The sequence below is a fragment of the Streptomyces sp. NPDC007901 genome (genome assembly GCF_042959465.1).
Classification (GTDB): domain Bacteria; phylum Actinomycetota; class Actinomycetes; order Streptomycetales; family Streptomycetaceae; genus Streptomyces.
On the sequence record NZ_JBIBKW010000002.1, the window covers coordinates 135,712 to 158,354 of the forward strand.

Here is a 22,643-nt window from a genome sequence, read left to right on the forward strand (position 1 = left end):
CCGGGTGCCGGCAGCGGTCTACCGTGGTGCCGTGATGGACGTCAGGCGCGCGGCGGAGCGCTATCCCGGAGGTGACCCGGCGACCGGGATCGAGTCCCGGCACGCCTTCTCCTTCGGCCCGCACTACGACCCCGACAACCTCCGCTTCGGCGCGGTCATCGCCTGCAACGAGGAGCGGCTGGCGCCGGGCGCGGGCTTCGACGAGCACCCGCACAGCCACACCGAGATCGTGACGTGGGTGGTCGAGGGCGAGCTCACCCACCGCGACTCCGAGGGCAACGAGACGGTGGTCCGCCGCGGTGACGTCCAGCGGCTCAGCTCGGCGGGGGGCGTCCGCCACGTCGAGCGCAACGACGGCGCGGAGCCGCTGATCTTCGTCCAGATGTGGCTGGCCCCGGTACGCCCCGGCGGCGAGCCGTCGTACGAGATCGTCCGCGGCATCGCCGACTCGACGCCGTACGCCGTCCCGGAGGCAGGCGCGATGCTGCACGTCCGCAGGCTGGTTGCGGGGGAGCGGACCGCGGTGCCGGACGGGGCGTATGTGTATGTGTATGTGGTGCGGGGGGAAGTGCGGCTGGGGGGAGAGCCGTTGGGGCCCGGGGATTCGGCGCGGGTCGTGGGGGCGGAGGGGTTGGAGGCGGAGGGGCTGACGCCGGCTGAACTGCTGATGTGGGAGATGGCGGGGTAGTCGCCGCCGTCGTGCGCCTGCGGGCCGGTGGGGGCTGGTCGCGCCCACGCGGCGGAGCCGAAAATCGACAGGGCCCCGCGCCCCTGACGGGGCGCTGCACAGCCGCGTCTCTCATTCATTCAGCCGCGGGCAGGCGTGCCGCAGGGCGGCGAGGGTGGGCGCGGGCGGCACCCTGCCGGCGCCGGTAAGCGTCCCTCCCCCACCCACCTCAGCCGCGCGACTCCGCCAGCACCGAGTCCGTGAACACCGGCCATGCTTCAACTGCCCAGGGGCCGAAGGCCCGATCCGTGAGGGCGACGCACGCCACCCCGGCCGCCGGGTCCACCCACAGGAACGTGCCCGACTGGCCGAAGTGGCCGAACGTCCGGGGCGAGGACGAACTCCCCGTCCAGTGCGGCGCCTTGCCGTCGCGGATCTCGAAGCCCAGCCCCCAGTCGTTGGGGTTCTGATGGCCGTAGCCCGGCAACACGCCCTTCGTGCCGGGGTATTGGACGGTCAGCGTCGCCTCCGCCACCGTCCGCGGGTCCAGCAGCCGCGGTGCCTGCAGCTCCGCCGCGAAGCGCAGCAGGTCGGACACCGACGAGACGCCGTCCTTGGCCGGTGAGCCCTCCAGCGAGGTCGACGTCATGCCCAGGGGCTCCAGCACCGCCTGCCGCAGATACTCCGCGAACGGGATCTCCGTGGCCTTGGCGACATGGTCGCCGAGCACCTCGAACCCGGCGTTGGAGTACAGCCGCCGCTCCCCGGGCGGCGCCGTCACCCGGTGTTCGTCGAAGGCCAGCCCCGAGGTGTGCGCGAGCAGATGCCGTACCGTCGCTCCGTCCGGCCCCGCCGGCTCGTCGAGGTCGAGGGCCCCCTCCTCGTACGCCACGAGCACCGCGTACGCCGCGAGCGGCTTGGTGACGGAGGCCAGCGGGAAGCGGTGCCCGGCCGGCCCGTGGGTGCCCAGGACCGTCCCGTCGGCCCGTACCGCACCCGCCGCGGCGGTGGGCACGGGCCAGTTCTCGATGGACGCGAGGCTGTTCAAGGACGACATGGCCCCGAGCCTAAGCGGCTCAGAGCGTCAGCCGCATCGAGGGGTCCGGCTTGCGGACGAAGCCCAGCGAGGCGTACAGCGGCTCCGCCTGGGCCGACGCGTTCAGGTCGACCTGTGCGGCGCCCCGCTCCCGAAACCACTCCAGCAGCTCCGCCATGCACGCCCGGGCGTACCCCCGGCGCCGGGCGTCCGGGTCGGTCGCCACGCTGAAGACGTGTCCCACCCGCCCGTGCGGATTGCCGGCCCGGCCGATCCGGTACTCCAGTGTCCCCACGACCAGTGCGGCCAGCGCCCCCGGCCGCTCCGGATGATCGACGACGAACGCGGCGAAGTCCCCGTCGGCCGCGCCGAGCCGGGCTCGGAGCGTCGGCAGCGACTCGGCGTGCCACTCCGTGGGGCCGTCCGCCTCGAACATGGAATCGATCATGACCTGGCGCAGGCGCAGCACTTCCGGCGCGTCCTCGGGCCCGGCACGGCGTACGAGACTCATGCCGGGCACGCTAGCCACCACCCGGCCCGCGCGTCGTGCGTATTTCTTACCGAATCCACTTGCTTCGAGCCCACTCGAAGGTCATAGCGTGGGCGTATGACGGTGATGCAGACCACGACCGCGGCCCCCGCCGACCAGGGATCCGGCACTCTCGCCGACAGCTGTACCGCCGCCCCCGTGCGGCACCCGCGCCCCGAGGGCCAGGACCGCTACACGATCAGCGAGGTCGTCGCCGTCACCGGCCTGACCGCCCACACCCTGCGCTGGTACGAGCGCATCGGCCTGATGTCCCACATCGACCGCTCCCACACCGGCCAGCGCCGCTACACCAACCGCGACCTCGACTGGCTGGACTTCGTGACCAAGCTCCGCCTGACCGGCATGCCGGTGGCCGACATGGTGCGATACGCGGAGCTGGTGAGGGAGGGCGAGACGACCTACCCCGAGCGCCGCGAGCTCCTGGAACAGACGCGCAGGGACGTCGTCTCGAGGATCGCCGAACTGCACGACACCCTGTCGGTACTGGACCGCAAGATCAGCTTCTATGAAAAGGGCGGCGACTGAAGCGCCCCTTCAGGGGCGCGGGGCCGTATCGATGTGCGGCTACCGCCGCGTGGGCGCGACAAGCCCTCACAGCTCCGCCAACAACTCCGCCTTCTTCACGGAGAACTCCTCGTCGGTGATCAACCCCGCCGAATGCAGCTCCCCCAGATGACGAATCCGCTCGGCGATGTCGGCGGGGTCCCGCCGCCCCGCCTGCACCGGCACCGCTGCGGCCCCCTTCGCCCGCACCGTCTCCAGCACCGCCGCCGCGAACGGCAGCGACTCGTGCACGGGCCCGTACCCCAGCCCGAACACCACGGTCGCGGGATCCTGGTCCGCCGGTACCGCCGCCCCCGTGTGGCTGCGGCGCAGCAGCCGCAGATGCCCCTCGAAGACCTCGGGCGACCGCCACTCCACACCCGCCAGATCGGTCACCGCGAAGCTCTGGTCGCCGGCCTTCCACTTCGCGGTGGAGGCGCCCGTCCAGGACCACCGGAAGTGCACGGCTCTGCCGTCGAAGCTGGCCTTCCCGTCGTACGCCTTGAACTGCCGGGGCGCCTCGGGCGCGGCGACCAGAAACCTTTCGGCCGGTCCGGACCCGGCGAGCAGCGGCCGCAGTTCGTCGGCGTAGTACTCCGCGAGGGTCTCCCGCTCGGCGGGGAGCACCAACCGGTACGGGTCGCTGCCGTCCTTCAGCTGTCCGGCCGCCGCCTCGATCAGCGGATCCGCACCGGGGCGCGGCTCGGCCCGCAGTACGACCGTGCCCCGTTTGCCCGGCGACACCGTCACCCGCTCCAGCGCGGCCAGCGGCACCCGGCGTTCGCCCAGGGCCTGGAACAGCTTGGGTGTTCGAATCCCCCGTTCGTAGCGGATGAGCACGGAGTCGGACTCGAACTCCCAGGCGGCATGAAATCCGGCCAGTACGTCACCCATGCGGCTCATCGTATGCGGCACGTGCTTCCCCGTCCCATCCCCGCGCATACCGCACTTCCTGCTGTCTCTACGCGCGTCCGGCCGTCGAGGTGCCGGACAAACCCGCCCGGCACCCGTCATCGTCGTGGGCACAGGTGACCGCGCCGTACGCGCCAACCCCGATGTCGGCGAGGTTGCGCAGGCTGTCGGTGCCCGGCTCGAAGTAGCCGGCGTGGCCCTGTGCGTCGTGTGCCGACAGCACCCGCGCCCCGAAGGAGGAGGAGACCGGGTCGGCGCCGTGGCCGAGTCCGCCGAACTCCAGATAGGGGACGTCCTGGATCCAGTCGGTGGCGTCCCGCATCGCCCACACCCGGGCCGAGGTGTCCAGGTGCGAGGCCTTCTCGACCCGCATCCCGGGGCTCGCGGCCACCGCTATGTCGGCCACCCGGTCCGGCATGGCGTGCGCGGCGACCCCGCAGACCACCGAGCCGTAGCTGTGGCAGAACATCGACACCGGCGCCTCGCCCGGCAGGGCCCGCAGCAGTGCGTTGAGGCGTACGGCGCCCTGCTCGGCGGCCATGCCGGTCGCCGCGTCCACCCCGAGCCCGTCGGGCGCGGTGTAGTCGGCCCAGGCGATCACCGCCGTGCGGGTCGTGGGGCGCGCGGTGTGCTCCGCCTTGTAGAGCGCCCTGGCCATGCCGACCGGCGCGGTGTACTGGCGGTTCGTCTTCTGGAAGGTGAGCAGGTCGGTGTCGACGCCGGGGACGACGACGGAGATCCGCTCGGCCCTGGTGAGGTCGCCGAACACCTCGGCGACCCGGCCGCTGCCGTCCGGGTCGAAGGCGAGGATCTGCCGGCCGTTCGCCAGCAGCGCCTCGTAGCGGTGCATACGACGGCCCGCGTCCTGTTGCCCGGCCGCGGTGAGCCGGGGGTCGTGCATGCGTTTCTTCTCGACGGCGCGCTGCTGGCCGAGGGCGATGTGGTTGGCGCGGTAACGCAGTCCGACCGGGGCGCCGTTCATGTTGCCGACCGCGAGCGGGTAGCGGTGGACGAGCCGGTCGCGCTCCTGTGCGGTGAGCGACGCGAAGAAACGGGTGAGCCGCGCGGGCGACGCCTCCGGGTCCGGCAAGTGGAGACCATGGACGCTGCCGTGCTCCCACTTGTCGAGGGAGGTCTGCAGGGCGGTGGTCTCGCGGTGGGCGCGCAGGGCCGTCCAGCCGGTGGTCGCGAGCATCACGAACACCACGGCCAGGGCGAGGAGCGCGCGCCAGACGTTGAGTGGCGGGGAGGTGTCGAAGGAAGTCACTGGGAGGACACACTAGGAGAACGAGAGGGTCTCGCGGTAACGGAGTGACAGTTATCACGTTTCGGCAAACGTGAGCCCCATCTCAGGCCCGTGTGGCGGGACTCAGCCCGTCCGCCAGTTCCCGGTGAGCGCCGGTCCCACCTGATCGAGGTAGGACGCGGTGAGTTCGCGGATCGCCGTGACGCTGAAGTCGTCACCGACCGACCACTCCCGCTGGGTGACCCGGATGACCGCGCCGAAGAGCGCCACCACCAGCCGGGGCCTCGGGTCGGTGGCGAAGTCGACGCCCTCCCGTTCGGCGATGATCCGCGCGATCTCCTCCTCGGTCTCCGACTGGCGCCGCAGATGGGCGGCGAACAGGGCCGGGGTCGCCTCGATCATCTTGTAGGTGCGCATGAGCAGTTCGACCGGGACGTACCGCTCGATGGCCTCCCCGATGGTGTCCCAGCTGTCCATGACCGACCGGCGCAGCGCCTCCAGCGGGGTCTCCTCGGCCGGGCGGCCGCGCACCGCCTCGACGTAGTGCGCCTCGGTGATCCGCGGCACGAAGAAGGCCACCTCCTCCTTGCTCGCGAAGTAGCGGAAGAAGGTGCGCTGCGAGACGTCGACGGACTCGGCGATCTCGTCGACGGTGGTGCGCTCGTACCCCTGGGTCACGAACAGCTCGAGCGCGGACCGCAGCAGCGTGTCCCGGGTGCGCTGTTTCTTGCGTTCGCGCAGCGTTTCCATACCTGACAGTTACTGACTAGTGAATTTGTTTGTCAACTGTCAGTGGCTGTCACTAGCCTCGCGCACATGACTAGTCAGACCACGATCGACGCGGCGGGACCGGGGGACGCGGCACCCGCGGCCCCGGCGGACCGGCCGCCGGCCGCCGGCCTGCGCGGCCACCCCTGGTTCACCCTGATAACCGTCGCCGTCGGGGTCATGATGGTGGCCCTCGACGGCACCATCGTGGCCATCGCCAACCCCGCGATCCAGAAGGACCTCGGCGCCACCTTCGCCCAGGTGCAGTGGATCACCAACGGCTACTTCCTCGCCCTCGCGGTCTCCCTGATCACCGCGGGCAAGCTCGGCGACCGCTTCGGCCACCGGCAGACCTTCCTCGTCGGCGTGGTCGGCTTCGCCGCCGCGTCCGGGGCCATCGGCCTCTCCAGCAGCATCGGCGCGGTCGTCACCTTCCGGGTCTTCCAGGGCCTGTTCGGCGCGCTTCTGATGCCGGCCGCGCTCGGCCTGCTGCGGGCCACCTTCCCGGCCGAGAAGCTCAACATGGCGATCGGCATCTGGGGCATGGTCATCGGCGCCTCCACCGCGGGCGGCCCGATCCTCGGCGGTGTGCTGGTGCAGCACGTCAGCTGGCAGTCGGTGTTCTTCATCAACGTGCCGGTCGGTGCGATCGCCCTGGCCCTCGGCATCGTGATGCTGCTCGACCACCGCGCGGAGAACGCCCCGCGCTCCTTCGACCTGCCCGGCATCGCGCTGCTCTCCGGCGCGATGTTCTGCCTGGTGTGGGCGCTCATCAAGGCGCCGGCCTGGGGCTGGGGCGACGGCAAGACGTGGGCCTTCATCGCCGCGTCCGTCCTCGGCTTTGCCCTCTTCTCCTTCTGGGAGACCCGGGTCAAGGAGCCGCTGATCCCGCTCGGCCTGTTCCGCTCGGTCCCGCTCGCCGCGGGCGTGGTGCTGATGGTCCTCATGGCCATCGCCTTCATGGGCGGCCTGTTCTTCGTGACGTTCTACCTCCAGAACGTGCACGGCATGGATCCGGTCGACGCCGGCCTCCACCTGCTCCCGCTCACCGGCATGATGATCGTCGGCTCGCCGCTGGCCGGCGCCGCGATCACCAAGCTCGGCCCGCGCATCCCGCTGGCCGGCGGCATGGCGGCCACCGCGATCGCCATGTACGGCATGTCCACCCTCAAGGCGGACACCGGCAGCGGGATCATGGCCGTCTGGTTCGCCCTGCTGGGCCTCGGCCTCGCGCCGGTCATGGTCGGCGCCACCGAGGTCATCGTCGGCAACGCGCCGATGGAGCTCTCCGGCGTGGCCGGCGGTCTCCAGCAGGCCGCGATGCAGATCGGCGGCAGCCTGGGTACGGCCGTGCTCGGCGCCGTGATGGCCTCCAAGGTCGACGGCGACCTGGCGGGCAACTGGGCCGACGCGGGGCTGCCGAAGCTGACCCCGGCGCAGCTGGCCCAGGCCTCCGAGGCGGTCCAGGTCGGGGTCGCGCCGGTCGCCAAGGGCACGCCCGAGGCGATCGCCGCGAAGATCACCGACGTCGCCCACGACACGTTCATCTCCGGCATGAGCCTCGCCTCGCTGGTCGCGGCGGGCGTGGCCGCGGTCGCGATCCTGGTCGCGCTGCTCACCAAGCGCGGCGAGAACGCGGGCGCCGACGCGGGTGTCGGCCACATCTGACGCATCTTCGGGCGGAGTTCACCTATCAGGGTGACTCCGCTAAAGATCCCTCGCCCTCGGCAGGCGCCGCAGGTCACAGTGGGTCAGGTCCTCCGCAGGGGATAGGGGGACCTGTCCGAGCTGCGGCGCGCTGCTGGAGGGGGGCAGCGCGCGCAGGTCTGCGGACGCGGAACAGGGGTACCCGCTCATCAACCCGAACAGGTCATGAGGACCGAGGAGTTGATGATGGCGAGCTTCGGGCAACGAACACGCGGGTACCCCCGTTCACGTGGCCGCACAGGTCCACGGGGCGGGCTGGACCGCGACACGCTGGGAATCATCGGCACGATCTGTGCCGTTGTCGGCCTCTTCGCGCTGGGGATCGTGCTGGGGCCGGTGGCCGTTGTGTGCGGCTGGCTCTCCATGGGCCGGGCATGGAACCCGAAGAGTTCCGTACCGGCGCTGGTGGCGGTGGTGCTGGGAGCGATCGACACGCTGCTGGCGCTGCTGTGGCTGGGTGGGGTATCGCTCTAGCGTGCGGGCCGGTGGGGTTTGGTCGCACAGCTCCCCGCGCCCCTTACGGGGCCCGTCTCAACTGCGGGCGGCAGTGCTGCTGGGGCGGCACGGGTGGGCGCAGCGGCACCCCGCCGGCGCCGGTGAGCGCAACGCCGTGACTTCGGCCCGCAGTGCCCGTACCTCCTCGGTCAACGCGGCGATCGCCTCCGTCTGCCGCCGCTCCTCCACGTCGTCCTTCTCGAAGCGGGCGATGAACCACGTGGCGATGTTCGCCGTCACCACACCCAGCAGGGCGATGCCCGAGAGCATCAGGCCGACCGCGATCATCCGGCCCAGCCCGGTCGTGGGCGCGTGGTCCCCGTACCCCACCGTCGTCATCGTCGTGAACGACCACCACAACGCGTCACCCAGCGTGCGGATGTTCCCGTTCGGCGAGTCGCGCTCCACCGAGAGCACGGCCAGCGACCCGAACATCAGCAGTCCGACGACCGCGCCCACCACGTACGTCGTCAGCCGGATCTGCGAGGCCATCCGGGCCCGCCGCCCCACCAGCATCAGCGTCGCGACGAGCCGTAGCAGCCGCAGCGGCTGGAGCAGCGGCAGCACCACCGCGCACAGGTCTATCCAGTGCGTCCGCACGAACTCCTTGCGGCGGGGCGACAGGCCCAGCCGGACCAGGTAGTCCAGGGCGAAGGAACCCCACACCGCCCACTCGGCCACCGTGCACACGGCGGTGAGGACGTGCCCTGCGGAACTGTCCACGATCGGCAGCGCGTAGGCGACGGCGAAGGCCACCGCGAGTGCCAGCAACGGCCGTTGGGTGATCTGCTCCCAACGTGCCTGCGCGGACTGTTCCTTCATGTGCGCATCGTAAAGAAAGAGCAAGGGCGGCGGGGACCATGGCCCCGCCGCCCTCGAACGCTCCGCCGGTCGGACGCTACGCGTCGCCGCCCGCCGCGCCCGGGTCCGCCGCCGTGACGTCCAGCAGCTGGTAGCGGTCGATGGCCTGCTTGAGGACCGAGCGGTCGAGCCTGCCCTCACGGGCCAGCTCGGTCAGCACCGCGACCACGATCGACTGCGCGTCGATGTGGAAGAAGCGCCGCGCCGCGCCCCGCGTGTCGGCGAAGCCGAAGCCGTCGGCGCCCAGCGACTGGTACGTGCCCGGCACCCAGCGCGCGATCTGGTCCGGAACCGATCGCATCCAGTCGGACACGGCCACGAACGGACCCTCGGCGCCGCTCAGCTTCTGCGTCACCCACGGCACCCGCTGCTCCTCCTCCGGGTGCAGCAGGTTGTGCTGCTCGCAGGCCACGGCCTCGCGCCGCAGCTCGTTCCAGGAGGTGGCGGACCAGACGTCGGCCTTGATGTTCCAGTCCGCGGCGAGGATCCGCTGGGCCTCGATCGCCCAGGGGACCGCCACACCGGAGGCCATGATCTGCGCCGGGACCGTGCCCGCCGTGCCCGCGCTGATCCGGTGGACGCCCTTGAGGATGCCCTCGACGTCCACGTCGGCCGGCTCGGCCGGGTGCTGGATCGGCTCGTTGTAGACGGTCAGGTAGTAGAAGACGTCCTCGCCGTGCGGGTGCTCGGCGTCCCCGCCGTACATGCGGCGCAGGCCGTCCTGGACGATGTGCGCGATCTCGTACGAGTACGCCGGGTCGTAGGCCACGCACCCGGGGTTCGTCGAGGCCAGCAGCTGGGAGTGGCCGTCCGCGTGCTGGAGGCCCTCACCGGTCAGGGTCGTACGGCCGGCGGTCGCGCCCAGGACGAAACCGCGCGCCAGCTGGTCGGCCATCTGCCAGAACTGGTCGCCGGTGCGCTGGAAACCGAACATCGAGTAGAAGACGTAGACCGGGATGAGCGGCTCGCCGTGCGTGGCGTAGGCCGAGCCCGCCGCGATCAGGGAGGCCGTACAGCCCGCTTCCGAGATGCCGTCGTGCAGCATCTGGCCGGTCGGCGACTCCTTGTAGGCGAGCAGCAGGTCGCGGTCGACCGCCTCGTACTGCTGGCCGAGCGGGTTGTAGATCTTCGCGCTCGGGAAGAAGGAGTCCATGCCGAAGGTGCGGTACTCGTCCGGCGCGATCAGTACGAAGCGACGGCCGAGCTCCTTGTCCCGCATGAGGTCCTTGAGGAGACGGACGAAGGCCATGGTGGTCGCGATGGACTGCTGGCCGGTGCCCTTCTTCACGGTCGCGTACGTCTTGTCGTCCGGGAGGGCGAGGGGCTTGGAGCGTACGACGCGGGTCGGGACGTAGCCGCCCAGGCCCTTGCGCCGGTCGTGCATGTACTGGATCTCCTCCGAGTTCCGGCCGGGGTGGTAGTACGGCGGCAGGCCGGACTCCAGCTCCTTGTCGGAGATCGGCAGGTGCAGGCGGTCCCGGAAGCCCTTGAGGTCGGCGACCGTCAGCTTCTTCATCTGGTGCGTGGCGTTGCGGCCCTCGAAGTTCGGGCCCAGCGTCCAGCCCTTGATCGTCTTGGCCAGGATGACCGTCGGCTGGCCCCGGTGCTCGGTGGCCGCCTTGAACGCCGCGTAGATCTTGCGGTGGTCGTGGCCGCCGCGGCCCAGGTGCAGGATCTGGTCGTCGGTCATGTGCTGGACCATGGCGCGCAGCCGCTGGTCGTCACCGAAGAAGTGGTCGCGGATGTACGCGCCGGACTCGGTGGCGTAGGTCTGGAACTGACCGTCGGGGGTCGTGTTCATCTTGTTGACGAGCACGCCGTCGCGGTCCTGGGCGAGCAGCGGGTCCCAGGTGCGGTCCCAGACCAGCTTGATCACGTTCCAGCCGGCCCCCCGGAAGACCGACTCCAGCTCCTGGATGATCTTGCCGTTGCCGCGCACCGGGCCGTCGAGCCGCTGCAGGTTGCAGTTGACGACGAAGGTGAGGTTGTCCAGGCCCTCGCGGGCGGCGATGGACAGCTGGCCGAGCGACTCCGGCTCGTCCATCTCGCCGTCGCCGAGGAACGCCCAGACGTGCGACTTCGAGGTGTCGGCGATCCCGCGCGCGTGCATGTAGCGGTTCATCCGCGCCTGGTAGATCGCGCCGATCGGGCCGAGGCCCATCGAGACGGTCGGGAACTCCCAGAAGTCCGGCATGGAGCGCGGGTGCGGGTAGCTGGAGAGGCCGTCCGGGTACTTCGACTTCTCCTGGCGGAAGCCGTCGAGCTGCGCCTCGCTGAGCCGGTCGAGCAGGAACGCGCGGGCGTAGATGCCGGGGGAGGCGTGGCCCTGGAAGAAGACCTGGTCGCCGCCGAGGCCGTCGTCCTTGCCCCGGAAGAAGTGGTTGAAGCCGACGTCGTAGAGGGACGCGGAGGAGGCGAAGGTGGCGATGTGGCCGCCGACCCCGATGCCCGGGCGCTGCGCGCGGGAGACCATCACCGCCGCGTTCCAGCGGGTGGCGTTCAGGACCCTGCGCTCGATCTCCTCGTTGCCCGGGAAGAACGGCTCGGCCCGGGTGGGGATCGTGTTGACGTAGTCCGTGCTGCGCATCTCGGGTACGGCCACCCGCCGCTCGCGCGCCCGCTCGATCAGGCGGAGCATCAGGTAGCGGGCCCGCTCCCGGCCGCGCTCGTCCACGGCGGCGTCGAGCGAGTCGAGCCACTCCTGGGTTTCCTCGGGATCGAAGTCAGGAACCTGACTCGGAAGGCCGCCAATGATGATCGGGTTGCGATCGGATCCGGAAGCCACGCTGTTCCTTACCTGTCAGAGGGGCACTGATTCCCTGATTTTTTCCTGTTTTCCCTGCGTTCTGCCTGCACCGCTGTCCATCGTCCACCCCGGGGCAGCGCACGTCATCTCTACCGCGAGGTAACTCGGGCACGGCCAAAACGCAACGATACGCCCGGGGTGTGACGTGCTTGGCAAACTCGTTCGACCGCCGCATGTGAGGATGATTCCGAAAGGTGCATAGCGGGCAAAAGGGAGTGGTGTGAGCCGCAGCCGTCCGCGATACGGTGCCGGGAGTTGCGGCGACACGGCCGGGATCGTCACCGTTTCGGCGGTCTGAACGGCCGGGTACTTGCGCGATCGGTCCCGCCCGTGTGGACTACGGCCAATGCTTCGCGCACGCGCGTGGCTGAGTTCATCACCAAGACATGATCAGGAGGCAACCCGTGAGCGCGACCGCGGACCACGCGGAGGAGCGGACCACCCCTGCCGTCAGGCTGGGGTTCCAGCCAGACCAGGTGGTCCAGGAGATCGGCTTCGACGACGACGTCGACCAGGAGCTCCGCGAGTCCATCGAAGAGACCATCGGCAGCGAGCTGATGGACGAGGACTACGACGACGTGGCAGACGCCGTGGTGCTCTGGTTCCGTGAGGATGACGGCGACCTGACGGACGCACTGGTCGACGCCCTCGGCTACCTCGAAGAGGGTGGCTCGATCCTGCTGCTGACGCCGAAGACCGGCCGCGACGGCTACGTCGAGCCGAGCGACATCGGCGAGGCGGTCACGACCGCCGGCCTCTCGCAGACCAAGAGCGTCAGCGTGGGCAAGGACTGGAACGGCAGCCGGCTGAACACGCCGAAGGGTGCCGCCAAGAAGCGCTGAACTCCGCCGGTGGACGGACCGGTCGCCGGCCCGTCCACCGGCCTGCCGTGATCGCCGCGCGAAGGTCGCCGCATAGGGTGTCCTCACCCCAACAGCCCCTTACGAAGGGATGCAGCGATGGCGATCCAGGTCGGCGACAAGGCGCCCGACTTCGAGCTCAAGGACAACCACGGCCGGGCCGTGAAGCTGTCCGACTTCCGCGGCGAGAAGAACGTGGTGCTGCTGTTCTACCCGTTCGCCTTCACCGGTGTGTGCACCGGCGAGCTGTGCGAGCTGCGCGACAACCTGCCGAGGTTCGAGGACCGCGACACCCAGCTGCTCGCCGTCTCCAACGACTCCATCCACACCCTGCGCGTCTTCGCCGAGCAGGAGGGCCTGGAGTACCCGCTGCTGAGCGACTTCTGGCCGCACGGCGAGACCTCGCGCGCCTACGGCGTCTTCGACGAGGGCAAGGGCTGCGCCGTCCGCGGCACCTTCGTCATCGACAAGGAGGGCGTCGTGCGCTGGACCGTGGTCAACGGTCTGCCGGACGCCCGCGACCTCGACGAGTACGTGACGGCGCTGGACGCGCTCTGAACCGCCCGGCCCATGAGGCCCCGAGCGAACCCCTAGGGGTCGGGACGGCCGACACCCGGTAATTCTTCGGGGTCCAGGGCCTGCGAGGGGCGGGAACCCGTCACTAGGATCGAGACGTTGATCCGGTATCCGACGCACGACGGGGGCTCCCCGCCCCTGACACGACATGGGAGGACTCGTGGGAGTCAGCCTCAGCAAGGGCGGCAACGTATCGCTGACGAAGGAGGCCCCCGGCCTGACCGCGGTCCTCGTCGGTCTCGGGTGGGACGTCCGGACCACCACCGGCACCGACTTCGACCTGGACGCCAGCGCGCTGCTGCTGGACACGGCGGGCAAGGTCGCCAGCGACCAGAACTTCGTCTTCTTCAACAACCTCAAGAGCCCCGACGGCTCGGTCGAGCACACCGGCGACAACCTCACCGGTGAGGGCGAGGGCGACGACGAGGTGATCAAGGTCAACCTGGCCGGTGTCCCGGCCGACGTCGACAAGATCGTGTTCCCGGTGTCGATCTACGACGCCGACAACCGCCAGCAGTCCTTCGGCCAGGTCCGCAACGCGTTCATCCGCGTCGTCAACCAGGCCGGCGGCGCCGAGATCGCCCGTTACGACCTGTCCGAGGACGCCTCGACCGAGACCGCGATGGTCTTCGGCGAGCTGTACCGCAACGGCGCCGAGTGGAAGTTCCGCGCCATCGGCCAGGGCTACGCCTCCGGCCTGCGCGGCATCGCCCAGGACTTCGGCGTCAACGTCTGAGCCAGCCGAACGCCCGGAGGCGTTCGAAAGTCCGCTCTGTCCGGCGCCGCACCGTTTACGGTCGGCGCCGGACGCGCAGGACAACCGGAGAAACACCGCTAGGGGAGGACCATCACCATGGGCGTCACGCTCGCCAAGGGAGGCAATGTCTCCCTCTCCAAGGCCGCACCGAACCTCACCAACGTCATGATCGGACTCGGCTGGGACGCCCGCTCCACCACCGGCGCCCCCTTCGACCTGGACGCCAGCGCGCTGCTGTGCGACGCCGGGAACCGGGTCCTCGGCGACGAGTGGTTCGTCTTCTACAACCAGCTCAAGAGCCCCGACGGCTCGGTCGAGCACACCGGCGACAACCTCACCGGTGAGGGCGAGGGCGACGACGAATCGATTCTGGTCGACCTGCCGAAGGTGCCGGCCAACGTCGAGAAGATCATCTTCCCGGTCTCGATCCACATGGCCGACGAGCGCGGCCAGACCTTCGGCCAGGTCTCCAACGCGTTCATCCGCGTGGTCAACCAGGCCGACAACCAGGAGCTCGCCCGCTACGACCTCAGCGAGGACGCCTCCACCGAGACCGCCATGATCTTCGGCGAGCTCTACCGCTACCAGGGCGAGTGGAAGTTCCGGGCCGTCGGCCAGGGCTACGCCTCCGGCCTGCGCGGCATCGCCCTCGACTTCGGCGTGAACGTCTCGTAGCACTTTCACAGTCCGGATGTGGGGCCCGCCCCACCCGTAGGACACCGGTGCCCTCTAGACTTCGTGGTCAACAGTAGGTAAAGCCGAGTACGGCGCGGGGGAGACCCGTACATCAACGATTGGGTAGCCAGTGCTTCTGAAAACCTTCGGCTGGTCGTTCGCGATCACAGCTCTCGGCCTGGTCGCCGCGGTCTTCTACGGGGGGTGGGAGGCCTTCGGCATCGTGGCGATCCTCGCTGTCCTCGAGATCTCCCTGTCGTTCGACAACGCGGTCGTCAACGCCGGAATCCTGAAGAAGATGAATGCCTTCTGGCAGAAGATCTTCCTCACCGTCGGCGTGCTCATCGCGGTCTTCGGCATGCGGCTGGTCTTCCCCGTCGTGATCGTCGCGGTCACCGCCAAGATGGGCCCCATCGAGGCCGTCGACCTCGCGCTCAACAACAAGGACCGCTACCAGGAACTGGTCACCGACGCCCACCCGGCGATCGCCGCCTTCGGCGGCATGTTCCTGCTGATGATCTTCCTCGACTTCATCTTCGAGGACCGCGACATCCAGTGGCTGCGCTGGATCGAGCGCCCGCTGGCCAAGCTCGGCAAGGTCGACATGCTGGCGGTCTGCATCGCCCTGATCGTCCTGCTCATCACCGCCTTCACCTTCGCCACCCACGCCCACCAGCACGGCGGCGGCCACACCGACAAGGCACAGACCGTCCTGATCGCCGGCATCGCCGGCCTGATCACCTACATGATCGTCGGCGGTCTCTCCGGGTTCTTCGAGGACCGTCTGGAGGCCGAGGAGGAACGCGAGCACGAGGAAGAGGAGGAGGCCGAACGCACCGGGAAGAAGAAGTCGGCGGTGGTGCTGGCCGGCCAGGCCGCGTTCTTCATGTTCCTCTACCTGGAGGTCCTGGACGCGTCGTTCTCCTTCGACGGCGTCATCGGCGCGTTCGCGATCACCAACGACATCGTCCTGATGGCCCTCGGCCTGGGCATCGGCGCCATGTACGTCCGCTCGCTCACCGTCTACCTGGTCCGTCAGGGCACCCTGGACGACTACGTCTACCTGGAGCACGGCGCCCACTACGCCATCGGCGCCCTGGCCGTCATCCTGATGGTCACCATCCAGTACCAGATCAACGAGGTCATCACCGGTCTCGTCGGCGTCGTCCTGATCGGCTGGTCCTTCTGGTCCTCCGTACGCCGCAACCAGCGGCTGGCGGCCGCCGAGGGAAAAGCGGGGGCGGACGAGAAGACTGAGGTCTCGTCCGGCGTCTGACAGGCCGAAAAGGAGGGTGTGACACCCTTCTGGACGAGGAACGCTCTGATGGGGGCGGCCGACCGGGTCGGCCGCCCCCGGGCGTCGGCAGGAGTCTCTGGGGGCGGGAATGGGTTTCTTCGACGGACTGCTGGGCGGCAGGGCGGCCGAGTTCGACTCGGGCAGCGCCGCGTCCAACTCCATCGAGCTCACCAAACGGCATCAGCAGGTGTCCCTCACGAAGCAGGGCGCGGCCACCGGCAACCTGCGGGTCAACCTGAGCTGGCGGATGCGGACGTCCGACTTCGACAGCGAGCAGAAGACGAGTCTTTTCAGGCACCCCTTCAAGGCGCTCAGGCCGCCGGAGGTGGTCGGGCACGGGCAGAGCATGGTCAACGTCGACCTCGACCTCGGGGCGCTGTACGAGCTGGCCGACGGGTCCAAGGGGGTCGTCCAGCCGCTCGGCGGCCTGCTCGGGGACGTGAACGCACCGCCGTACGTCAAGCTCAGCGGCGACGACCGGTTCGGGTCCGCGTCCGGCGAGACGATGTACGTCAACCTTGATCATCGGGACGACATCAAGCGGCTGCTGGTGTTCGTGTACATCTACGACCAGACGCCGGCGTTCGACCGGACCCACGCGGTCGTCACGCTGTACCCGAGCAACGGGCCGCGGATCGAGATAGGCCTCGACGAGCGGCATCCGCAGGCGCGGTCGTGTGCGGTGGTGATGATCGAGAACGTGAAGGGGGAGCTGGTCGTCCGGCGCGAGGTGAAGTTCGTGTACGGGTTCCAGGGGGAGCTGGACCGGTTGTACGGGTGGGGACTGCAGTGGGGGCGGGGTTACAAGGCGAAGGCGGAGAGGTAGCCCACGCGGCGGAGCCGCACATTGATGCGGCCCCGCGCCCCTACCCAGGGAAAGTCATCGGCCGATGAATTGTGGGCCCTGTGGCGGCAGACGGAAGTCCGTGTTGGGGACCGTGGCTACCGGGATGGGGGCCGGTGGGGGGTAGCCGTAGCCCGACTGGGGCTGTTGCTGGGTGTAGGCGGGCTGGGGGTAGCCGTAGGCCGGGGGCTGGGCCGGTGAGGTGGGCTGGGGGTAGCCGTAGGCGGGCTGGGTCGGGACCGTGGTCGGCTGCTCGGGGGGCAGCGGCATGGAGGCCGACGGCTCCTCCATCGCCTCCGACTCGTCCACCGAGATGCCGAAGTCCGTGGCCAGGCCCTTGAGGCCGTTGCTGTAGCCCTCGCCCAGCGCGCGGAACTTCCAGCCCTCGCCCCTGCGGTACAGCTCCCCGCAGATCAGGGCCGTCTCGGCGCCGGTCTCCGGCTTGATGTCGAAATGGGCCAGCGGTTCGGCGTCCGGGGCCGTGGCGTCGTACAGCAGGATGCGCAGGGCGGGTACGTGTTCGAACGGGATGCCGTCCGCCGATGCGACCAGGAGGATTCGGCCGACATTGGGCTCGACACCGGGCAGATCTGTCTGGATGGTGTCGGTGAGGCCCTCGGCCACCCGCTTCTTGCCGAGCCGCCAGACCTTCCCGGAGGGGTGCCGGGGCTGGTTGTAGAAGACGAAGTCCTCGTCGGAGCGCACACGACCGTCGGGGCCGAGGAGCAGCGCCGAGGCGTCGACGTCCGGAACTCCCTGCCCGGGTGTCCAGCGCAGCACGGCCCGGACCGTGCCCGTTTCCACCGGGACGTTCGACCCCTTCAACATCGCGTGCGTCATGCGGTCATCCTGCCCTCTCGGTCCTGGTCACGACAACGCGGGGGGCCTCGCGACCGACACAGGCGGGTTACCTGAAATTCATGCCCTGCGGGAACCCCCGACATGGCTTTGTACGTACTATTACCGGCCACCCTTTACCCATTTCACAGGCAAGGCCCACGCCACGGGGGAGTTCTATGCGTCATTTCGGGCACATCGCACCAGAGGTGCGACAGCGCCTCTTCCACCAGGAGCCGTGCGGGTTCACCGCCGACTCCCCGGCCCGGCTGCTCTCCGCGGCCCTGGGCGCCACCCTGTACAGCCCGGCCACCCGGCCGCGGCTCGCCGACGACATCGTCAAGCAGGCGGGGCTCGGCGTGGTCTCGATGGTGCTGTGCCTGGAGGACTCCATCGGCGACGAGGACGTGCCGGCGGGCGAGGAGAACCTGGTCCGGCAGTTCGCCGACCTGGCCGAGCGCGAGCGCGCGGGCGTGGAGCTGCCGCTGCTCTTCATCCGGGTGCGCGAGCCCGAGCAGATCCCCGATCTTGTACGACGGCTCGGCGGCAGCGTGTCGCTGCTGTCCGGATTCGTGTTCCCGAAGTTCACCGAGGAACGCGGCATCCCCTTCCTGCAGGCCCTAGACGGCGCCTCGACGCGCAGCGGGCGCCGGCTCTTCGGGATGCCCGTCCTGGAGACGCCCGAGCTGATGTACCGGGAGACGCGCGTGGACGCCCTGGAGGGCATCGCCCGCGCCGTCGACAAGTACCGCGACAAGGTGCTCGCGCTGCGCCTGGGCGTCACCGACTTCTGCTCCTCCTACGGGTTGCGGCGGGCGCCCGACATGACCGCCTACGACGTCCAGATCATCGCCTCCGTCATCGCCGACGTGGTGAACATGCTGGGGCGGGCCGACGGCACCGGGTTCACGGTGACCGGACCGGTCTGGGAGTACTTCCGGGTCCCCGAGCGCATGTTCAAGCCGATGCTGCGGCAGAGCCCCTTCCTGGCGGAGCAGGCCGTGGAACTGCGCGAGCGGCTCATCGAGCACGCCATGGACGGCCTGCTGAGAGAGATCTCCCTCGACCAGGCCAACGGCCTGCTCGGCAAGACCTGCATCCACCCGTCCCATGTCATCCCCGTGCACGCGCTGTCCGTCGTCAGTCACGAGGAGTTCTCCGACGCCCAGGACATCCTGCGGCCGGAACGGGGCGGCGGGGGTGTACTTCGCTCGGCCTACACCAACAAGATGAACGAGGTGAAGCCTCACCGCGCCTGGGCCGAGCGGACCATGCTCCGTGCCGAGGTGTTCGGCGTCGCCAACGAGGACGTCGGCTTCGTGGAGCTGCTCGCCGCCGGAATACCCGGGTGACGGGCCCCAGGGGACGACACAAGGAACGCATGAACATCGCAGCGAACGACGGGGACTGGTCCGGCAGCTGGGTCGCCGAACGGCTCGGCGTCGAACTCGTGGGCGACGACGGCCTGAGGGCCCTCCTCGGCCTCGCCCTGCGCCGCAACCCGAAGCGGGCCCACCTGCTGGTCTCCAACGTCCTTGGCAAGCACGTCCCGCAGTCGCCGTCGGTGGTGTACGGGCACGGCTTCGCCCTCGGCCGCCGGGTACGGGACCTGCTCGGTGAGGGTGAGGCGGCGCGGGCGGTGGTCGTCGGTTACGCCGAGACGGCGACCGGCCTCGGCCACTCCGTCGCCGACGGCATCGGCCTCGCCCCCTACCTCCACTCCACGCGCCGCCCGGTGCCGGGGGTGATCCCGGCGGGCGGCTTCGAGGAGTCCCACTCCCACGCCACCTCGCACCTGCTCCTGCCAAAGGACCCCGCCCTGCTCGCCACCGACGGCCCCCTGGTCCTGGTCGACGACGAGTTCTCCACCGGCAACACGGTCCTCAACACGATCCGGGACCTCCACGCCCGTTATCCGCGGAAACGTTACGTCGTGGTCGCTCTGGTCGATATGCGCTCGCCCGCGGACGCGGGGCGACTGACGTCGTTCGCCGAGGAGATCAACGCGCGGGTGGACCTGGTGGCGGCGGCGTCGGGGACCGTGAAGCTGCCCGAGGGGGTCCTGGAAAAGGGCCAGGAACTGGTGGCTCGGTACGAAGAGAGTGCCGACGTTGCCGCTCAAGCCGACTTCCAGCGCAACCCCCTAGGGGCGCGGGGCTGTGCTGAATCTGCGGCTGCCGCCGCGTGGGCGCGCTCAGCCCCCACCCACCCGCACCCGGCCGACAACCGCACCGCCACCCCCCACCTCACCCGCGTCGACCTGCACTGGCCCCCCGGCCTCCCCGACGGCGGACGGCACGGCTTCACGCCCGCTCACCGGGCACGCCTGGAGTCGGCCCTCCCCCTCATGGCCGCGAGGCTCGCCGAAGCCCTGCCCCCGGACGCCCACCGCGTACTGACCCTCGGCTTCGAGGAGCTGATGTACGCCCCCCTCAGGGTCGCCCGTGAGCTGGAGGCGCTGGTGGCCGCCGAGGTGCGGTACTCGACCACCACCCGCTCGCCCGTGCTGGCTGTCGACGACCCCGGCTACGCCATCCGCAGCCGCCTCGTCTTCCCGGCCCACGACAACCCCGCCGACGGCCCCGGCGACCGCTACGCGTACAACGTGGCGGGCGGCGGCTTCGACGCCGTCGTCCTGTTCGTCGACTCGGCCGGCGACACCCCCGAACTGCACGCCCCGGACGGCCTGCCGGCCCGGCTCGGCGCGTATGTCCCGCACGTCCTGCTCGCGGTTGTACCGTCGTACGTCCCCGCGCTGACCGAAGAGAGCCCCGCCATGCTGCCCGAGCCCCTTCGCGGCCCCGCCTTCTCCTCGTACCCGCCGGAGGACGTCGGCTGGCTGCTCCAGGACCTCTCGGACGTGACGCTGGAGGCGCCGACCGAGGAGCGCGAGGAGGCGATCCAGAGCGGCGGCGCGCACTACGCGGAGTCGCTGCCGGTGGAGTACCAGCCGAGCGAGCAGTACCAGACGCTCTTCCACGCGGCCCTGGAGACCTCGGCCGCCCGGATCGCGCAGGCCGTCGGCGTCGTCACCGAGACCGTGCTGGCCGAGCGGTCGCCGCGGCCGGTGCTGGTGTCGCTGGCCCGCGCCGGGACGCCCGTGGGCGTGCTGATGCGCCGCTGGGCGCAGTTCCGGTACGGCCTGGACCTGCCGCACTACGCCGTGTCGATCGTGCGCGGCCGGGGCATCGACGCCAACGCGCTGCGCTGGCTGGCCGCGCACCACGACCCGCGGGACGTGGTCTTCGTGGACGGCTGGACCGGAAAGGGCGCCATCACCCGGGAACTCGCCGACGCGATCGAGGAGTTCGAGGAGCGGGAGGGGGTGAGCGGCTTCGATCCGGAGATCGCGGTGCTCGCCGACCCGGGGTCGTGCGTGCGGACGTACGGCACCCGCGAGGACTTCCTGATCCCCTCCGCCTGCCTCAACTCGACCGTCTCCGGGCTGATCTCGCGGACCGTGCTGCGGGCCGACCTGGTGGGGCCGAACGACTTCCACGGCGCGAAGTTCTACCGCGAGCTGGCCGGCGCCGATGTGTCGGTGGCCTTCCTGGACGCGGTCGTGGCGCGGTTCGGGGAGGTCGTGGACGCGGTGGACGGCGCCGTGAAGGAGCTGGCCGTGGCGGACCGCACGCCGAGCTGGGAGGGCTGGGCGGCCGTCGAGCGGATCAGCGAGGAGTACGGCATCCACGACGTGAACCTCGTGAAGCCGGGCGTGGGGGAGACCACCCGGGTGCTGCTGCGCCGGGTGCCCTGGAAGATCCTGGCGCGGGCCGGGGCCGGGGCCGACCTGGACCACGTGCGGCTGCTTGCGGAGCAGAGAGGGGTACCGGTGGAGGAGGTCGGCGACCTGCCGTACACCTGTGTCGGGCTGATCCACCCCAAGTACACGCGCGGGGCGACCGGCGCCGACGGCAAGGCGGTGAACCTCTGATGGCGGTGCTCGTCGCGAGCGACCTGGACCGTACCCTCATCTACTCCTCGGGCGCGCTGGCGCTGACCATGCCCGACGCGCGGGCGCCCCGGCTGCTCTGCGTGGAGGTGCACGAGGCCAGGCCGCTGTCGTACCTGACGGAGACGGCCGCGCGGCTGCTGACCGAGCTGGGGGACGCGGCGGTCTTCGTGCCGACCACGACCCGCACCCGCAAGCAGTACCAGCGGATCAACCTGCCGGGGCCCGCCCCGAAGTACGCCATCTGTGCCAACGGCGGGCATCTGCTGGTGGACGGGGTGTCCGACGGGGACTGGCACGGGCAGGTACTGGCGCGGCTGGCCGACGAGTGCGCGCCGCTGGACGAGGTGCGGGCGTACCTGACGGAGCACGCCGACCCGGTGTGGCTGCGCAAGCACCGGGTCGCCGAGGACCTCTTCGCCTACCTGGTCGTGGAGCGGGAGCTGCTGCCCGAGGAGTGGGTGAAGAGCCTCGCGGTGTGGGCCGAGAACCGTGGCTGGACGGTGTCGCTCCAGGGCCGGAAGATCTACGCCGTACCGAAGCCGCTGACCAAGAGCGCGGCGATGCGGGAGCTGGCGCGCAGGACCGGGGCCGGCCTGACGCTGGCCGCGGGGGACTCCCTGCTGGACGCGGACCTGCTGCTGGCCGCGGACCGCGGATGGCGGCCGGGGCACGGGGAGTTGGCCGACGCCGGATGGGCCGGGCCGGCCATTACCGCGCTGCCGGAGCGGGGAGTCCTCGCCGGAGAGCGAATCCTGCGGGAATTCCTGAAGGCGGTTCGTACGGCGGGCTAGCCGCAGCAACCGCCGCCGCAGCAGCCCCCGCCGGAGCCGGCGGGGGCCGCGGACGCGGTCCCCCCGACGGCCACCGCCGACAAGAGCTTTACCGTGTCTTCATGCCCGTCAGGGCATGCTGCGGGGGCCGACGACTCGGCCATCGGGCGGGAGAGTTCGAAGGTGTCGCCGCAGGTGCGGCAGCGGTACTCGTAGCGGGGCATGGGAACAGGCTAACGCCGGTGATGCGGGAGTGACGGGCATCACTTCACCTCAGAATTTCATGAGTGTTCCTTTCTGTCCGATACTTGTGCGGAGATTTTGAAAAGATCGCTGATAATTTGAGCTGGCCGCGAGGAGCCAAAAGACCGGGGGAAGAGGGGGCTCATAGCGCCGCGCCTGCCGCGGCCCTGTCCACCCGACCTGTCTAACCGCGCGCGCAAGACCGAGTGCGAGGGGAGACGCAGTCGTGACGGACGCA

The 22,643-nt window shown here is 70.1% G+C and carries 22 protein-coding genes; 13 read left to right on the forward strand and 9 right to left on the reverse strand.

All coding sequences use genetic code 11. The features are described 5' to 3' along the window. Nucleotides 1–34: 34 nt before the first annotated feature. Complete coding sequence (locus ACFZDK_RS06305; RefSeq protein WP_390971576.1) at nucleotides 35–688, forward strand: pirin family protein; 654 nt, start codon at nucleotides 35–37, stop codon at nucleotides 686–688. A gap of 208 nt (nucleotides 689–896) precedes the next feature. Here the strand turns inward: ACFZDK_RS06305 and ACFZDK_RS06310 are convergent, their stop codons facing one another. Both ACFZDK_RS06310 and ACFZDK_RS06315 read right to left on the reverse strand, forming a co-directional pair. Continuing rightward, nucleotides 897–1,724, reverse strand: a complete 828-nt coding sequence (locus ACFZDK_RS06310) for a serine hydrolase (protein ID WP_390970307.1) — start codon at nucleotides 1,722–1,724, stop codon at nucleotides 897–899. Between the two features lie 19 nt (nucleotides 1,725–1,743). After that, entirely contained in the window at nucleotides 1,744–2,214 is a 471-nt protein-coding gene (locus tag ACFZDK_RS06315) for a GNAT family N-acetyltransferase (RefSeq protein ID WP_390970309.1), read from the reverse strand. 96 nt (nucleotides 2,215–2,310) lie between these two features. Here ACFZDK_RS06315 and ACFZDK_RS06320 point away from each other — a divergent pair, with 96 nt between their 5' ends. After that, entirely contained in the window at nucleotides 2,311–2,778 is a 468-nt protein-coding gene (locus ACFZDK_RS06320) for a MerR family transcriptional regulator (protein WP_390970311.1), read from the forward strand. A gap of 66 nt (nucleotides 2,779–2,844) precedes the next feature. Here ACFZDK_RS06320 and ACFZDK_RS06325 read toward each other — a convergent pair whose 3' ends face one another. The 3 genes from ACFZDK_RS06325 to ACFZDK_RS06335 form a co-directional block, all read right to left on the reverse strand. Further along, a complete protein-coding gene (locus ACFZDK_RS06325) occupies nucleotides 2,845–3,690 on the reverse strand; it encodes a DUF4429 domain-containing protein (protein ID WP_390970312.1) in 846 nt (281 codons plus the stop codon). A gap of 67 nt (nucleotides 3,691–3,757) precedes the next feature. Then, nucleotides 3,758–4,975 (reverse strand): alpha/beta hydrolase, encoded by a 1,218-nt coding sequence (locus ACFZDK_RS06330; RefSeq protein WP_390970314.1) that lies wholly within the window; start codon nucleotides 4,973–4,975, stop codon nucleotides 3,758–3,760. Nucleotides 4,976–5,077: 102 nt separating this feature from the next. Then, nucleotides 5,078–5,704, reverse strand: coding sequence for a TetR family transcriptional regulator (locus tag ACFZDK_RS06335; RefSeq protein ID WP_390970316.1), 627 nt, complete (start codon nucleotides 5,702–5,704; stop codon nucleotides 5,078–5,080). Between the two features lie 66 nt (nucleotides 5,705–5,770). Here ACFZDK_RS06335 and ACFZDK_RS06340 point away from each other — a divergent pair, with 66 nt between their 5' ends. Both ACFZDK_RS06340 and ACFZDK_RS06345 read left to right on the forward strand, forming a co-directional pair. Then, nucleotides 5,771–7,390 carry a DHA2 family efflux MFS transporter permease subunit gene (locus ACFZDK_RS06340; RefSeq protein WP_390970318.1) on the forward strand — a complete coding sequence of 540 codons (1,620 nt, stop codon included), beginning with the start codon at nucleotides 5,771–5,773 and terminating at the stop codon, nucleotides 7,388–7,390. A 225-nt stretch (nucleotides 7,391–7,615) separates the two neighbouring features. Beyond that, the gene (locus ACFZDK_RS06345) at nucleotides 7,616–7,903 is read left to right on the forward strand and encodes a small hydrophobic protein (RefSeq protein WP_390971577.1); all 288 of its coding nucleotides are present in this window, start codon (nucleotides 7,616–7,618) and stop codon (nucleotides 7,901–7,903) included. 57 nt (nucleotides 7,904–7,960) lie between these two features. On the opposite strand, the gene ACFZDK_RS06350 is transcribed toward ACFZDK_RS06345, so the two are convergent. Both ACFZDK_RS06350 and aceE read right to left on the reverse strand, forming a co-directional pair. Continuing rightward, a complete protein-coding gene (locus ACFZDK_RS06350; protein ID WP_390970320.1) occupies nucleotides 7,961–8,746 on the reverse strand; it encodes an ion channel in 786 nt (261 codons plus the stop codon). Nucleotides 8,747–8,822: 76 nt separating this feature from the next. Next, nucleotides 8,823–11,570 carry a pyruvate dehydrogenase (acetyl-transferring), homodimeric type gene (gene aceE, locus ACFZDK_RS06355; protein ID WP_390970322.1) on the reverse strand — a complete coding sequence of 916 codons (2,748 nt, stop codon included), beginning with the start codon at nucleotides 11,568–11,570 and terminating at the stop codon, nucleotides 8,823–8,825. Between the two features lie 425 nt (nucleotides 11,571–11,995). Between aceE and ACFZDK_RS06360 the strand changes: the two genes are divergently transcribed. From ACFZDK_RS06360 to ACFZDK_RS06385, 6 genes are all read left to right on the forward strand, one after another. Continuing rightward, nucleotides 11,996–12,433: a DUF3052 domain-containing protein gene (locus ACFZDK_RS06360; protein ID WP_355710888.1), complete on the forward strand. Its 438-nt coding sequence runs from the start codon at nucleotides 11,996–11,998 to the stop codon at nucleotides 12,431–12,433. A 117-nt stretch (nucleotides 12,434–12,550) separates the two neighbouring features. After that, nucleotides 12,551–13,009, forward strand: a complete 459-nt coding sequence (locus tag ACFZDK_RS06365) for a peroxiredoxin (RefSeq protein ID WP_359208319.1) — start codon at nucleotides 12,551–12,553, stop codon at nucleotides 13,007–13,009. 178 nt (nucleotides 13,010–13,187) lie between these two features. Further along, nucleotides 13,188–13,763, forward strand: coding sequence for a TerD family protein (locus ACFZDK_RS06370; protein ID WP_390970324.1), 576 nt, complete (start codon nucleotides 13,188–13,190; stop codon nucleotides 13,761–13,763). A 117-nt stretch (nucleotides 13,764–13,880) separates the two neighbouring features. Beyond that, complete coding sequence (locus tag ACFZDK_RS06375) at nucleotides 13,881–14,459, forward strand: TerD family protein (RefSeq protein WP_355710891.1); 579 nt, start codon at nucleotides 13,881–13,883, stop codon at nucleotides 14,457–14,459. A 130-nt stretch (nucleotides 14,460–14,589) separates the two neighbouring features. Then, nucleotides 14,590–15,735, forward strand: a complete 1,146-nt coding sequence (locus ACFZDK_RS06380; protein ID WP_390970327.1) for a DUF475 domain-containing protein — start codon at nucleotides 14,590–14,592, stop codon at nucleotides 15,733–15,735. A 109-nt stretch (nucleotides 15,736–15,844) separates the two neighbouring features. Further along, nucleotides 15,845–16,582, forward strand: coding sequence for a Tellurium resistance (locus ACFZDK_RS06385; protein ID WP_390970329.1), 738 nt, complete (start codon nucleotides 15,845–15,847; stop codon nucleotides 16,580–16,582). A 54-nt stretch (nucleotides 16,583–16,636) separates the two neighbouring features. Here the strand turns inward: ACFZDK_RS06385 and ACFZDK_RS06390 are convergent, their stop codons facing one another. After that, nucleotides 16,637–17,440 (reverse strand): TerD family protein, encoded by an 804-nt coding sequence (locus ACFZDK_RS06390; RefSeq protein WP_390970332.1) that lies wholly within the window; start codon nucleotides 17,438–17,440, stop codon nucleotides 16,637–16,639. Nucleotides 17,441–17,616: 176 nt separating this feature from the next. Between ACFZDK_RS06390 and ACFZDK_RS06395 the strand changes: the two genes are divergently transcribed. Genes ACFZDK_RS06395 through ACFZDK_RS06405 form a run of 3 tightly spaced genes read left to right on the forward strand, consistent with a single transcriptional unit; the run spans nucleotide 17,617 to nucleotide 22,183 of the window. Continuing rightward, nucleotides 17,617–18,789 (forward strand): HpcH/HpaI aldolase/citrate lyase family protein, encoded by a 1,173-nt coding sequence (locus ACFZDK_RS06395; RefSeq protein ID WP_365690299.1) that lies wholly within the window; start codon nucleotides 17,617–17,619, stop codon nucleotides 18,787–18,789. Nucleotides 18,790–18,818: 29 nt separating this feature from the next. Further along, entirely contained in the window at nucleotides 18,819–21,371 is a 2,553-nt protein-coding gene (locus tag ACFZDK_RS06400; protein ID WP_390970334.1) for a phosphoribosyltransferase domain-containing protein, read from the forward strand. Then, the gene (locus ACFZDK_RS06405) at nucleotides 21,371–22,183 is read left to right on the forward strand and encodes an HAD family hydrolase (RefSeq protein ID WP_390970336.1); all 813 of its coding nucleotides are present in this window, start codon (nucleotides 21,371–21,373) and stop codon (nucleotides 22,181–22,183) included. The genes ACFZDK_RS06400 and ACFZDK_RS06405 overlap by 1 nt, the downstream gene beginning before the upstream one ends. Here ACFZDK_RS06405 and ACFZDK_RS06410 read toward each other — a convergent pair. Next, nucleotides 22,180–22,386, reverse strand: coding sequence for a zinc ribbon domain-containing protein (locus ACFZDK_RS06410; RefSeq protein WP_365690302.1), 207 nt, complete (start codon nucleotides 22,384–22,386; stop codon nucleotides 22,180–22,182). The two genes, ACFZDK_RS06405 and ACFZDK_RS06410, sit on opposite strands and share 4 nt — an antisense overlap. Nucleotides 22,387–22,643: the final 257 nt, after the last annotated feature.

What these genes read in the sequence shown, in the direction of transcription:
- ACFZDK_RS06395 (WP_365690299.1), top strand. Translation starts at nt 17,617, where the DNA reads ATGCGTCATTTCGGGCACATCGCACCAGAGGTGCGACAGCGCCTCTTC.
- ACFZDK_RS06320 (WP_390970311.1), top strand. Translation starts at nt 2,311, where the DNA reads ATGACGGTGATGCAGACCACGACCGCGGCCCCCGCCGACCAGGGATCC.
- ACFZDK_RS06400 (WP_390970334.1), top strand. Translation starts at nt 18,819, where the DNA reads ATGAACATCGCAGCGAACGACGGGGACTGGTCCGGCAGCTGGGTCGCC.
- ACFZDK_RS06350 (WP_390970320.1), bottom strand. Translation starts at nt 8,746, where the DNA reads ATGAAGGAACAGTCCGCGCAGGCACGTTGGGAGCAGATCACCCAACGG.
- ACFZDK_RS06315 (WP_390970309.1), bottom strand. Translation starts at nt 2,214, where the DNA reads ATGAGTCTCGTACGCCGTGCCGGGCCCGAGGACGCGCCGGAAGTGCTG.
- ACFZDK_RS06345 (WP_390971577.1), top strand. Translation starts at nt 7,616, where the DNA reads ATGGCGAGCTTCGGGCAACGAACACGCGGGTACCCCCGTTCACGTGGC.
- ACFZDK_RS06335 (WP_390970316.1), bottom strand. Translation starts at nt 5,704, where the DNA reads ATGGAAACGCTGCGCGAACGCAAGAAACAGCGCACCCGGGACACGCTG.
- ACFZDK_RS06305 (WP_390971576.1), top strand. Translation starts at nt 35, where the DNA reads ATGGACGTCAGGCGCGCGGCGGAGCGCTATCCCGGAGGTGACCCGGCG.
- ACFZDK_RS06375 (WP_355710891.1), top strand. Translation starts at nt 13,881, where the DNA reads ATGGGCGTCACGCTCGCCAAGGGAGGCAATGTCTCCCTCTCCAAGGCC.
- ACFZDK_RS06385 (WP_390970329.1), top strand. Translation starts at nt 15,845, where the DNA reads ATGGGTTTCTTCGACGGACTGCTGGGCGGCAGGGCGGCCGAGTTCGAC.
- ACFZDK_RS06405 (WP_390970336.1), top strand. Translation starts at nt 21,371, where the DNA reads ATGGCGGTGCTCGTCGCGAGCGACCTGGACCGTACCCTCATCTACTCC.
- ACFZDK_RS06310 (WP_390970307.1), bottom strand. Translation starts at nt 1,724, where the DNA reads ATGTCGTCCTTGAACAGCCTCGCGTCCATCGAGAACTGGCCCGTGCCC.
- ACFZDK_RS06410 (WP_365690302.1), bottom strand. Translation starts at nt 22,386, where the DNA reads ATGCCCCGCTACGAGTACCGCTGCCGCACCTGCGGCGACACCTTCGAA.
- ACFZDK_RS06390 (WP_390970332.1), bottom strand. Translation starts at nt 17,440, where the DNA reads ATGACGCACGCGATGTTGAAGGGGTCGAACGTCCCGGTGGAAACGGGC.
- ACFZDK_RS06365 (WP_359208319.1), top strand. Translation starts at nt 12,551, where the DNA reads ATGGCGATCCAGGTCGGCGACAAGGCGCCCGACTTCGAGCTCAAGGAC.
- ACFZDK_RS06325 (WP_390970312.1), bottom strand. Translation starts at nt 3,690, where the DNA reads ATGGGTGACGTACTGGCCGGATTTCATGCCGCCTGGGAGTTCGAGTCC.
- ACFZDK_RS06340 (WP_390970318.1), top strand. Translation starts at nt 5,771, where the DNA reads ATGACTAGTCAGACCACGATCGACGCGGCGGGACCGGGGGACGCGGCA.